Here is an 11,890-nt window from a genome sequence, read left to right as displayed (position 1 = left end):
CGATGACGTCTCCTTTCCAAAGCGCTTGTAGCCGAGCGCTTTATCCCTCATGGCGTCATCGGAACCTTTTTTGATTTTGAAAGAATTTCTAATTTGTTCCGGTCATGTGCAAAGTGAGGATACTCGAAGGCAAGGAAAGGACCATGGAACAACAGGCAATCAATTTAGTTGCGAACATCTTGTTGGTGGAAGATGACGATGATTTGGCAGAACTGGTTCAGATGCATCTCAAGTTTCAAGGACACCAAGTATCGCGAGCCACAAATGTCGCCGATGCTAAAACGCAATACCAGCAACAACCCTTTGATTTATTGATCCTTGACCGAGGTTTACCAGATGGTGATGGTCTAGACATTTGCCATTATTTGCGTCAGCAACAAGATTGGAGCCCAGTGCTCATGCTGACAGCCAGAGACGGTGAAATGGACAAGGTAGACGGCTTAGAAGCGGGCGTTGATGACTACATCACTAAGCCATTTAGCGTATTAGAATTCCAAGCACGAGTGCGAAACGTGCTACGCAGAGTCAGCCAAACCGCAGAAGTCAAAGTAGCAAATGAAGTCCTCGATGATGCGATGGATTTTGGTCCGCTGAGAATCATTCCGGAGTTGCACCAAGTATCCCTAAACGACAAGGATGTCACGCTCACCGCGACAGAGTTTACTTTGCTGCAGTTTCTCGCGACTCGTCCGGGCAGAGTCTACAGTAAAGATGAATTGCTCGATCACGTTTGGAACACCAGTCATTCTGGTTATCACCATACGGTGTGTAGCACCATAAACCGTTTACGCAGCAAGTTGTCTTTGTCTGATTCTGATCATCACTTCATTCAAACCGTGTGGGGTGTTGGATATAAGTTTCAACCAAGACACTAATGCAAGAAAGTAAGTCAAAACATCAAGCCAAGACAGTAAGTCGGTAGTTGTTTTCACCGTCATTTTTCAATCATCACGGGGTGTTTAAAAAACACCGCTGTTTAAGGAGGCGATAGGATGAGCTTCAAATCTCGCTTAGTGGTATTTACTAGCTTGTGGTTTTGCCTCGCGGCGGTGGTGATTGCACTGACTTACAATTGGCAAAAAGAAACCATTGAGTTACGCACCAAGCAAAGCCTGCATAAAGAGCTAGCCAGCCACATGCGTGATGATAATCCGCTGATGATCGGGACGGATTACAACCCTAAAGCACTCAAGTCGATTTTTCACACGCTCATGCTGATCGGCCCTGATTTTGAAATCTACTTCCTCGATAGCCAAGGCAATATCACTACCCATGCGGCACCGGAAGGGGCGGAGATCATGGGGAAGGTGGATCTCAATCCCATTAAGCAATTCTTAAATGACCAGCCTTTTCCTATTTTGGGTGAAGACCCACGTAATCGTGGTGAACACAAAGTCTTTTCTGTCGCTGCGATAGAGGAATTAGGCTCTACGGTCGGTTATCTCTACGTGGTGATTGGCAGTACCCGACATGACGCCATTGCCAATGCTCAAGTTGATACCCCTTACATCGCGCTAGCAGGATTGGTCTTAGTGTCCATTTTAGGCTTTGCTCTTGGGGCTTATGTGCTTGTGAAACGTAGCCTATTGAACCCAATTGAGCGTGTGACCAAACAACTACAACAGCAAGCTGAACATGATTTCCGCCTGCAACCTGATTTCACTCACCAAGTGCCGGAGCTCGTGCCGATTGCGAACTCTTATCAGATGATGGCGAAGCATATTCAGCAGCAGTTTTTACAGTTGGAGTATCAATCGTCTCATCGTCGTCAAAGTCTGTTGCAGCTCAGTCACGATTTAAAAACGCCGTTATCGAGCGTGCTGGGCTATTTGGAAACGTGGCGTTTGCAACATCCGGAATCCGATCCTTTGATTGACGTTGCTTTCCGAAATTGTGAGAAGCTCTCGACTCAATTGCATTCTTTGTTAGACGCCGCGCGCAAAGAAGCTCCAATGCCAAACTACGAGTACCGCCCCGTAGATCTTGGCGTGTTGATGGCAGAATGTGCCGAAACGATGCAGAGCCAGTTTTCTCGTAAAGAAGTGGTGTTGAAAGTGGATATCGATAGCGAAATCCAAACCGTGGGTGATAAAGGTCTTTTAGAGCGGTTGGTGCTTAACTTGCTTGAAAATGCATTGCGCCACAGCCCAATCGGCTCGGAAGTGCATTGCCAAGCGCATTTGAGTGAGGATAAGTCACGTATCCACTTTACCTTCGTCAATCACATCGAGGAAGAAGCGGAGGGCGGTTCTTTGGGGATCGGGACGAAGATTGTTCAATCGATTTTAATGCTTCACCACAGCTATCTTGAGACCAATGCAACCTCCTCTCAGTATCAACAGAAGTTCACACTTCTCGCAATCTAAAGAGAAGTGTGAGACATAAAGTTAATGTTTATTCAATAACACCACATACGACGCGAGCGCCACCACCACCTAGCTTATTTGGGTGATCGGAGTGATTGTCACCACCTGCATGGATCATTAACGCTCGACCTTTTAAATCCGATAATTTTAGGCGAGGAGCGACAACGGGCTGATTGGCATTGCCGTCCATGTCCACATAGAGTGGAGGCAAGTCGCCTAAATGATTGTCATCGGTCCAAGGATAGCCATGCTTCCCTGTGTTGTTAGGATCATAATGGCCACCTGCTGCGCCGCCTAATACGGTTTTGTCATCCTTTTCTATGCTATCGCAAGATGGATTAGTGTGAATATGGAAACCGTGCACACCTGCTGATAAACCTGATAATTGAGGCGTAAAAACAACGCCATAATCACTTTGTGAAATCTCAATGGTACCCGCACTCTCATTGGTGTTGAGAGCAGTCATTTCTACCGTTTTTGCTAGCACGTTAGGGGCGGCGACAAGAGCGGATGCAACTGAAATGCATAGCAATCCTTTTAACATGGGACCTCCTTCTTTTAGGGTGTACGCTCAAGCACATATTAGTGAAAACCTGTTTTACTTATGTCTGTTGAGCGGTGAGTTTATGTCATAGAGTGATGTGTATCACTTTATGGTCTTAAACTGATATCTCGATCCGAAATCAGCTTTCTTTTATTTAGTCTTAACATGTTGAGATCGTTAAGATATAAAAAGAATAGACGCCAATCTTAAAATAGCCTGAATATTTTTAAATTAACGCAAAGTTAAATTTTTAATGACTTTATAACAAAGCTCATAATTGTTTTATAAAGAATTTGGTGGAATTGTCCGCAATAAAGAATAATCAAATTAACGAATATATTAATGTGAACATTGTTGTTTATAGATTTGTGGTCAAACTGTTGCTTATATCATCAAATAAGATAAAAAATTGGAACTAAAGTCACTTAATGGCAGAGGAAAAAATTAAACTCTGATTGTAATGGGTAATAATGTTTTAGTAACAGATAGTTACGCACTTAAAATTAATAATATGGCTAATTTCCGACAAGGATTGAAAAAGATGAAAGACAAGGAATCTATTCAGACTAATAGCAGCCGCCGTAATTTTCTGAAAGGCGCAACAGGAGCTTTTGTTGCTGGTGTGAGTGCTTCCGCTTTCTCAGGCGTAGCTCAAGCACGAGAACAGAAAATTGATTGGAGCAGCCGCGGGCTAGGTAGAAAACATGATAAGCGCTTCTGGCGTAAAGTGCGAAGACAGTTCGTTTTGGACAAACGAACCACTTACATGAACATTGGTACAACAGGTTCAATGCCAAAACATGTTCTTGAAGATTACGAGCATAACAACAAGCTAGTGGCTAAATATCCTTGGGATATGAAAGGCAAATTTGGCTCTTGGCCGTATGTTTCTGAGATGGTTAAAGACGTCGCACCAGGTTTTGGTGCTAACCCAGAAGAGATCATTCTCAGCCGCAACACTACTGATGGCTTATGCTCGATCATTAATGGCTTACACTTTGAACCAGGTGATGTGATTCTAACGACACACCATGAACATATTGCTGCAACATCACCTATGAACGTAGCGAAACATCGTTTTGGTGTGGATGTGGTAGAAATTCAACTACCAGTATTTACTGGTACTGAAAACGTTTCTGAGCAAGATTACATTCAAGCGTTCCGAGACGCGCTTGATACGAATCAAAACGTTCGCCTAATTGTTTTCTCTCATATCACATACAAAACAGGAACCGCGCTACCAGCAAAAGCCATTTGTGCTTTAGCAAAAGAGTATGGTGTGCCTACTCTTGTTGATGGCGCGCATACGGTCGGTATGTTTGACCTTGATTTCCACGATATGGATTGTGATTTCTATGCAGGATCTGGTCATAAGTGGCAGTGTGGTCCGGGCGCGACAGGTATTCTGTATGTTCGTGATAACGGTAACCGTTTGAATGAGTATTGGAGCGACCGAGAGAACCCGTTATGGTTGATCAACTCCTCACTTTCTCATGCTGATTACCTGGGTAAACAGCTGCAAATGCAATACATTGGTAACGATAACTATCCTGCGAAACAAGCACTAGTTGATAGTTGCAAAATGTGGGATGAGATTGGTCGAGACCGTATCGAAGAGCGAGTTGTAAGCCTTGGTAGTTTATGTAAAACCTTGCTTCAAGAGTACTTACCACAAGCCAAAATGTATTCACCAAACGTGGAAGGCTTAACCAGTGGCTTAACGACGGTTAACCCGTTCTCCGATGTAACTAATGAAGAGATACTGACGGAATTCCGAGATCGTTTACGTGAAGAGTATGGTTACATCATCCGTACGACTAGCTTTAAGCTGCATAAGGATGATGACTTTGATACTTACGCGCTGCGTATCTCTACGCATTTGTTCCATGACGAACAAGATGTGGAAGGGCTCGTAGTGGCGATGACGAATTTGTATTACTCGTCGTTCTAACATCGTTGTTTATCACTCAAGCGCCCATTATTGGGCGCTTTGTGAAAGGTAAGGATATTATTATGTCAGTCATAACATTCAAAAGAACTTTAGCGACGGTGGCGCTCATGGTTACCTCTGTTGCGTCGTCTGCCGCTTGGTCAGACGATTTACAACAAATCCGTGAACGTGGTGTACTGCGTCACATTGGTGTCCCGTACGCTAACTTTGTCTCCTATATTGAACAAGGTGAAGTGGAAACTTTGACTGGCTTGGATGTAGAGATAATAAAAGGTTTTGCCAAGTCGTTAGGTGTTCAGTACCAGTATGTTCCAGCACAGTGGAGCGACGTGGTTGGTAAGTTGACAGGGCAAAATGTGCAATATCACAACAAGCAGGCTGTTGTCGGAGAAAGTGTTCCAATTGAAGGCGATTTGATCGCAAATGGCGTTACTATTCTTGATTGGCGTTCTGAGGTTGTCGATTTTTCACAAGATTATTTTCCTTCAGGTGTATGGTTGGTTTCCAGATCCGACTCTAGTCTGAGCCCGATTAAACCAAGTGGGTCGGTCGATGAAGATGTTAAAAACGTCAAGCAGCTGATCGATGGTCGCGAAGTGTTAGCTTTAGAACATTCTTGCTTGGATCCTAACCTTTATGACTTATATGACACAGGTGCAAAAGTTATATTACCTGATGGGGCGCGTCTCCTTAATGAGATGGTTCCAGCGATAATGAAAAATGACGCGGAAAGCACATTATTAGATGTTGCGGATACGCTAATTGCCCTCGAAAAATGGCCGGGTGAAATAAAAGTCATTGGCCCTATATCTGAAAATCAAAAAATGGCTGTTGCATTCCGTAAAAATTCCCCTGAATTACGCAAAGCATTTGATCGTTATTTAGACTCGATAAAAAAAGACGGATCATACGAAAAACTAGTAAAAAAATACTATCCATCTATTTACTACTTTTATAACGATTACTTTATAGAAGATAAAAAGAAAGTCCGATGAATAAGGCCGTTAAAAAATTTTCCAGTAAAAGATTTATTACAATAAGCGCAATATTAGTTTCAATTTACTTAGCTATGCTTATTACTGTGACTAGCGTAGGTCAAAATAAATTAAAAGAATCTCAATACAGAGAACTAGATTTAAAAGTAAAAAGTTATGCAAGCACACTCGATAATTTATTTACCATAGCGAGTGAAGATGTTGATAATCTAGCTACAGATAAAACAATACAAACATTCTTTGGTAATTTAGCTTCTGGCATGTCAATGGAGTATGGGTTAGGTGCCAGTTTAATTAATTTAAAGCGTCGCTTCGATGAGAAGATAGACAGTAAGCTAATTAATAGCAGCCAAATCTATAAAAAGCTCACGCTGGTCGGCAGTGATGGAGTCACCATCGTCACCACTGGATCTGAAAACCTTGCCGAGCACAAAATGGACATACAAACCTTAATGACTCAACACGGGCATCCCGAAGAGGTTTGTGCGACGCGATACAATGATGACGTTCGCATTCAAGTCATTAAGCAAGTTAAGTTCTCCGGAAAGCCTGTTGCCTTTTTAATTGCCGATCTTAATAAGAATATTGTTATTGACCAACTTACTAACCAAGAACACGAAGATAGTTATAGCCGAATGGTGCTAAAAATAAAAGACGTGGAAATGGTTGTATGGGATACCATAAATAAAACACCTTCTCACAATAAGGATGAGAACTATTTCGTTTCTGAGGCTGTAGACGGAAAAATTTACTTTGAAGTGCCTGTGGATAAACATCACTTCAAATTGATGGCGTGGTTCGAGCCTTTGAGTGAACGAGATATATTTACATCACGGCTCTTTATTATTGGTTTGAGTATTCTGGCCGTTATGATCGTCATTGCTTTATGTTATGCATTCATCACGAACAATAATAGGATTGAATTGAAAATTAAGCTTGAGGAAGAAAAAAAGCGTAAAGATATTCTTTCTCAACAGAATAAAAAATTAACGAACGAAATTGAACGTCGAAAAGCGTCTGAAAAAGAACTCGCCTTCCAAGCTAAATATGACACATTAACTAATTTGCCTAATCGTAGTTATGGTTCCGAGCGATTGGCTTTGGAGTTAATTAGGGCATCGCGTAGTGGGTCTAAAGTTTTGGTGATGTTCATCGACTTAGACCACTTCAAGCAGATTAACGATTCAATGGGACACTTTGTTGGGGATGAAATCCTTAAACTCAGTGCTCAGCGACTGTATCAAGTCGCGAGAAAAACAGACTTATTGGCGAGAATTGGTGGGGATGAGTTTTTACTCGTCATCCCTGATTTGCCTGATAATGATACTGCAAAGCGAGTTGCTTCAAGTGTACTTTCGGCGTTTAACGATCCGTTTGTTTGGAACAACCATGAATTCTTCTTGAGTAGCAGCGTCGGAATGTCTGTGTTCCCGGATGACGGAGACAACGCTGAGCAGCTCCTTGCATGTGCTGATATGGCAATGTATCGGGCGAAACAAGATGGGCGTGATGGCTTTTGTTTTTATAACCATAATATGAACCAAGATTTGCAACGCTATTTGGATCTGGAAAATCGTCTGAGAAGTGCGATCTCCAATCAGTTATTAGAGCTGTATTATCAGCCAATTATTGAGCTGAGTAGTGGTAAAATCGTAGGTGCAGAAGCGCTAATGCGTTGGAATGATGACAAGTACGGATTTGTAAACCCTGAAGAGTTTATCTCTATTGCAGAGAAAAATGGTTTAATTCATCAAATTGGTGAGTTTGCTATTCAACAAGCGTGTCGACAAGCGGCACAATGGCAGAGTCTGACTCCGTTGTTTGTTTCTGTAAACTTTTCTAGTGTTCAATTTAGGTACTGCGAGCGCTTACTTACGTTTATTAAACACAGCCTTGAGGAGTCTGGTCTTCCGTCAGATAAGTTCGATATTGAAGTGACAGAAAGTCTCCTCTTCAATCACGATTCTGAGCTATTAGACATGCTTAATAACTTACGAGCGTTAGGCACCAAACTTACTATTGATGATTTTGGTACTGGTTATTCTGCGCTGAGTTACTTGCAGAAGTTTCCGTTCGACCGCTTAAAGATTGATCGTAGCTTTATGCAAAATATGTTCGAGAACGACTCAGACCGCGAGCTTGTGAACGTAATCATAGCAATGGCGAAAGCGCTGGATCTTAAGATCGTCGCAGAAGGCATCGAAGAACAGCGTCATGTGGATTACCTGAAAAACCTAAACTGTGAGTTCGGACAAGGTTTCCACTATAGCCGACCATTACCTGCTAAGGACTTTGAAGCACTTTTGGCTAAGCCTACCTGGCTATAATTCCTTTTATAACAACCTCATAGAAAAGCATTAATTGAATTTGTGCCTCGGATTCATTAATGCTTTTCCACCTTAAGGTATAATCCTTCCTCCTTCCTTGAATTACACTACAATTAATTGATGAGTGATAGCCCGTGACGCCCGTCACATAAAGGCTCAACCTAATTCTAAACGAGTAAATACTCGCCAAAATAACTAGGAAGGAATTTCAAATGTCTTCTGCATTCTACCAACAGATTCAGCAGCAAATTGAAGAAGTAAAGGCGGAAGGCCTTTACAAATCAGAGCGTGTCATTACGTCTCAACAGCAAGCGGCTGTTAAAATCTCTACTGGTGAAGAAGTACTAAACTTCTGTGCGAACAACTACCTTGGTCTTGCTAACCACCCGGCACTTATCGAAGCGGGTAAAGCAGGCATGGACGAGCACGGCTTTGGTATGGCTTCAGTACGTTTTATCTGTGGTACGCAAGACATCCACAAAGAGCTTGAGCAGAAGCTTTCTAAGTTCCTAGGTAAAGAAGATACGATTCTTTACACATCATGTTTCGATGCAAACGCGGGCCTATTTGAAACTATTCTAGGCAAAGAAGACGCAATCATCTCTGACGCTTTAAACCACGCGTCAATCATCGACGGTGTTCGTCTATGTAAAGCGATGCGTTTCCGCTACTCAAACAACAACATGGAAGAGCTAGAGCAACAACTGATCGCTGCGAAAGAAGCAGGTGCTCGCCACATTCTTATCGTAACGGACGGTGTGTTCTCAATGGACGGCGTAGTAGCAAACCTTCCGGCTATCTGTGACCTAGCAGAGAAGTACGGCGCGTTGACTATGGTTGATGACTCTCACGCTGTTGGCTTCATGGGCAAAACAGGTGCAGGTACGCACGAGCACCACAACGTGGTTGACCGTATCGACATCATCACTGGTACGCTAGGCAAAGCAATGGGCGGCGCTTCAGGCGGTTACACATCTGGTAAAGCGGAAGTGATTGACTGGCTACGTCAGCGTTCTCGTCCATACCTATTCTCTAACTCTGTTGCACCAGCAATCGTAAGCGCTTCTATCCGCGTTCTAGATCTACTAGAAGAGAGCGGTGACCTACGTGATCGTCTATGGGAAAACGCAGCACACTTCCGTACTCGTATGGAGGACGCTGGTTTCACAATGGGTGGTGCTGACCACGCAATCATCCCAATCATGCTTGGCGACGCAAAAGTAGCAGCAGAATTTGCAGAGCGTGCGCTGGAGAAAGGCATCTACGTAATCGGCTTCTCATTCCCTGTAGTACCAAAAGGTCAAGCACGTATCCGTACTCAAATGTCTGCGGCGCACTCTCGCGAGCAACTAGACCGTGCAATCGACGCGTTCATCCAAGTTGGTAAGGACATGGGTCTTATTTAAGATTCTAGGCCTTAGACAATAGGGCCTTTAATTAAGGTTACATTATGAAAATTAAAGCATTATCAAAGCTAAAGCCTGAAGAAGGCATCTGGATGACTGAGGTTGATAAACCTGAAGTTGGCCATAACGACATTCTGATCAAAATTAAGAAAACCGCTATCTGTGGTACAGACGTACACATCTACAACTGGGACGAATGGTCACAAAAGACAATTCCAGTGCCTATGGTTGTTGGTCACGAATACGTGGGTGAAGTGGTTGCGATTGGTCAGGAAGTTCGTGGCTTTGAAATCGGTGACCGCGTATCTGGCGAAGGTCACATCACGTGTGGTCATTGTCGTAACTGTCGTGGCGGCCGTACTCACCTATGCCGTAACACGATTGGTGTGGGCGTTAACCGCGAAGGTGCATTCGCAGAATACCTAGTTATCCCAGCGTTCAACGCGTTCAAGATCCCTGAAGGCATCTCTGACGATCTAGCGTCTATCTTTGACCCGTTTGGTAACGCAGTACACACAGCACTTTCTTTCGACCTAGTAGGTGAAGACGTGCTTATCACAGGTGCTGGCCCAATCGGTATCATGGCAGCAGCGGTTGCTAAACACGTTGGTGCTCGCCACGTAGTGATCACAGACGTGAACGAATACCGTCTAGAACTTGCTCGTAAGATGGGTGTAACACGCGCAGTAAACGTGGCTGAAGAGAAGCTAGAAGACGTAATGGCTGAGCTAGGCATGACAGAAGGCTTCGACGTTGGTCTAGAAATGTCTGGTAACCCAGCAGCATTCAACTCAATGCTAACCACAATGAACCACGGTGGTCGCATTGCACTACTAGGTATTCCACCGTCAGACATGGGTATCGACTGGAACCAAGTTATCTTCAAAGGCTTGGTGATCAAAGGTATCTACGGTCGCGAAATGTTCGAAACTTGGTACAAGATGGCTTCACTGATCCAATCTGGTCTGGATCTATCGCCAATCATCACGCACCACTACAAGATTGATGACTTCCAAGAAGGCTTCGATGTAATGCGCAGCGGTATGTCAGGCAAAGTTATTCTTGATTGGGAATAACTTATTCAAGTAAGAAATGCGCTCCTTTTTGGGGCGCATTTTTGTTTCATGAAGATTTTTGTTTCGGGAAGAAATGGTCGCCAATCTTTTCTAAACTTCTCGTATCGTTCTGCTACTTTTTTTAGATTTTTTCCACTCAACTTCACCCTACCTTCTAACTAATTGTCGATTCTGTATTTGGAATAAGATAATAACCATTTGTTTTTAGTGGTTATTTTTAGCATCATATGCTTAAAAAGCGTCATTTTTAAGTTTAATGTTTTTATTTGCTGTTCGTCTTTATCCTTATCCTGCTTCTTTTTATTGTTTTACATTTTATATGCATTTGGTTTGTCATAATTGAGCTATAACTAATAAAAAGGTTACCGATATACAGTGGAATGTAAAAATGGAGCTTTATATGAAAAGATTTTATCTGATGATGCCTCTGCTCTTAACCTCATTTAGTTGGCAAGCGAGTGGAGCGTCAGTGAGCGGTACGATTGATGTTTCAATTAACCTTGTACAAGGTTGCGTGATTAATGGAAATAATGCGGTAGATGCAGCTTCTGGCGTTGGCTTTGGCTCACTCGCCTTTGGAGACGTGCCTGCAATCTTCAGTGAACAAGATGGTGTGGTAAATGGTGGTAGTGCGACGGGTATTGAAGTGCTTTGTAGTAACGGTGTGACACCGACGTTTACATTGGGCACCGGATTGTATGATGCAAGTGCGACCGTTGGTACCTACGCGATGTCAAATGGCGCGCAATTTATTGATTATACGTTGTTTACCGACTCAGACCGAAGCACACAAATTATACAAGGCGGGACGGTAGCTCTGTCTGAATTTACTAGTGCAACATCGCAAACTATTGAGCTTTTTGCGAAAGCTTACGGTACGAGCAGCATTGCCGGTACATACTCCGATACCATCAGTGTGACGCTAAGCTGGTAAAACGTGACGCTGGTTGTTAGGAGCTTTTCACTTGTCGCGATGAGTTTGTGTTCTTTAACTGTGCTGGCTGATGCGACACAAACTTTTCAGGTGTCTGCCACCGTAGATACAGGTTGTTTGATTAACGGCGCAGTACAAGAAGAAAGCGCAACCCAAGCCGGGCAAATAGGCACGTTAGATTTTGGTGAGCATTCTTCAGTTTACGCGACGGAAGGGCTTTGTTGCTTAAATCGATGGAACTAAATCAAGAAGCTACGATCTGATCGGCTACACCCATTAATCGTCGTAGCC

At 43.2% G+C, this 11,890-nt stretch carries 10 protein-coding genes; 9 read left to right on the top strand and 1 reads right to left on the bottom strand.

Annotation, left to right across the window (positions count from 1 at the left end; genetic code table 11):
• Positions 1-143 precede the first annotated feature (143 nt).
• Complete coding sequence (locus tag R7Z77_RS20710) at positions 144-875, top strand: response regulator transcription factor (RefSeq protein WP_017635499.1); 732 nt, start codon at positions 144-146, stop codon at positions 873-875.
• 117 nt (positions 876-992) lie between these two features.
• A complete protein-coding gene (locus R7Z77_RS20705) occupies positions 993-2,366 on the top strand; it encodes a sensor histidine kinase (RefSeq protein WP_017635498.1) in 1,374 nt (457 codons plus the stop codon).
• Between the two features lie 28 nt (positions 2,367-2,394).
• Here R7Z77_RS20705 and R7Z77_RS20700 read toward each other — a convergent pair whose 3' ends face one another.
• Entirely contained in the window at positions 2,395-2,910 is a 516-nt protein-coding gene (locus R7Z77_RS20700) for a superoxide dismutase family protein (protein ID WP_047102368.1), read from the bottom strand.
• Between the two features lie 541 nt (positions 2,911-3,451).
• Here R7Z77_RS20700 and R7Z77_RS20695 point away from each other — a divergent pair.
• The 7 genes from R7Z77_RS20695 to R7Z77_RS20665 all read left to right on the top strand — a co-directional run bounded on the left by R7Z77_RS20695 (position 3,452) and on the right by R7Z77_RS20665 (position 11,842).
• Positions 3,452-4,861, top strand: coding sequence for an aminotransferase class V-fold PLP-dependent enzyme (locus tag R7Z77_RS20695; RefSeq protein ID WP_206949147.1), 1,410 nt, complete (start codon positions 3,452-3,454; stop codon positions 4,859-4,861).
• Positions 4,862-4,923: 62 nt separating this feature from the next.
• Positions 4,924-5,856 carry a transporter substrate-binding domain-containing protein gene (locus R7Z77_RS20690; RefSeq protein WP_005375093.1) on the top strand — a complete coding sequence of 311 codons (933 nt, stop codon included), beginning with the start codon at positions 4,924-4,926 and terminating at the stop codon, positions 5,854-5,856.
• The gene (locus R7Z77_RS20685; RefSeq protein WP_005375094.1) at positions 5,853-8,183 is read left to right on the top strand and encodes a putative bifunctional diguanylate cyclase/phosphodiesterase; all 2,331 of its coding nucleotides are present in this window, start codon (positions 5,853-5,855) and stop codon (positions 8,181-8,183) included. The genes R7Z77_RS20690 and R7Z77_RS20685 overlap by 4 nt, the downstream gene beginning before the upstream one ends.
• 212 nt (positions 8,184-8,395) lie before the next feature.
• Positions 8,396-9,589, top strand: coding sequence for a glycine C-acetyltransferase (locus R7Z77_RS20680; RefSeq protein ID WP_005375095.1), 1,194 nt, complete (start codon positions 8,396-8,398; stop codon positions 9,587-9,589).
• Positions 9,590-9,633: 44 nt separating this feature from the next.
• On the top strand, positions 9,634-10,665 hold the full coding sequence (tdh, locus tag R7Z77_RS20675) for an L-threonine 3-dehydrogenase (RefSeq protein ID WP_005383983.1): 1,032 nt from the start codon (positions 9,634-9,636) through the stop codon (positions 10,663-10,665).
• 388 nt (positions 10,666-11,053) lie between these two features.
• The gene (locus R7Z77_RS20670) at positions 11,054-11,599 is read left to right on the top strand and encodes a spore coat U domain-containing protein (protein WP_005375099.1); all 546 of its coding nucleotides are present in this window, start codon (positions 11,054-11,056) and stop codon (positions 11,597-11,599) included.
• 3 nt (positions 11,600-11,602) lie between these two features.
• Positions 11,603-11,842, top strand: a complete 240-nt coding sequence (locus R7Z77_RS20665; protein WP_318136810.1) for a hypothetical protein — start codon at positions 11,603-11,605, stop codon at positions 11,840-11,842.
• The last annotated feature ends 48 nt before the right edge of the window (positions 11,843-11,890 follow it).

It is taken from the genome of Vibrio sp. 1401 (assembly GCF_033340295.1).
The sequence above is the reverse complement of the archived record's forward strand: the minus strand, read 5'-3'. Positions and strand labels throughout refer to the sequence as shown.

What these genes read in the sequence shown, in the direction of transcription:
- R7Z77_RS20710 (WP_017635499.1), top strand. Translation starts at nt 144, where the DNA reads ATGGAACAACAGGCAATCAATTTAGTTGCGAACATCTTGTTGGTGGAA.
- R7Z77_RS20705 (WP_017635498.1), top strand. Translation starts at nt 993, where the DNA reads ATGAGCTTCAAATCTCGCTTAGTGGTATTTACTAGCTTGTGGTTTTGC.
- R7Z77_RS20700 (WP_047102368.1), bottom strand. Translation starts at nt 2,910, where the DNA reads ATGTTAAAAGGATTGCTATGCATTTCAGTTGCATCCGCTCTTGTCGCC.
- R7Z77_RS20695 (WP_206949147.1), top strand. Translation starts at nt 3,452, where the DNA reads ATGAAAGACAAGGAATCTATTCAGACTAATAGCAGCCGCCGTAATTTT.
- R7Z77_RS20690 (WP_005375093.1), top strand. Translation starts at nt 4,924, where the DNA reads ATGTCAGTCATAACATTCAAAAGAACTTTAGCGACGGTGGCGCTCATG.
- R7Z77_RS20685 (WP_005375094.1), top strand. Translation starts at nt 5,853, where the DNA reads ATGAATAAGGCCGTTAAAAAATTTTCCAGTAAAAGATTTATTACAATA.
- R7Z77_RS20680 (WP_005375095.1), top strand. Translation starts at nt 8,396, where the DNA reads ATGTCTTCTGCATTCTACCAACAGATTCAGCAGCAAATTGAAGAAGTA.
- tdh (WP_005383983.1), top strand. Translation starts at nt 9,634, where the DNA reads ATGAAAATTAAAGCATTATCAAAGCTAAAGCCTGAAGAAGGCATCTGG.
- R7Z77_RS20670 (WP_005375099.1), top strand. Translation starts at nt 11,054, where the DNA reads ATGGAGCTTTATATGAAAAGATTTTATCTGATGATGCCTCTGCTCTTA.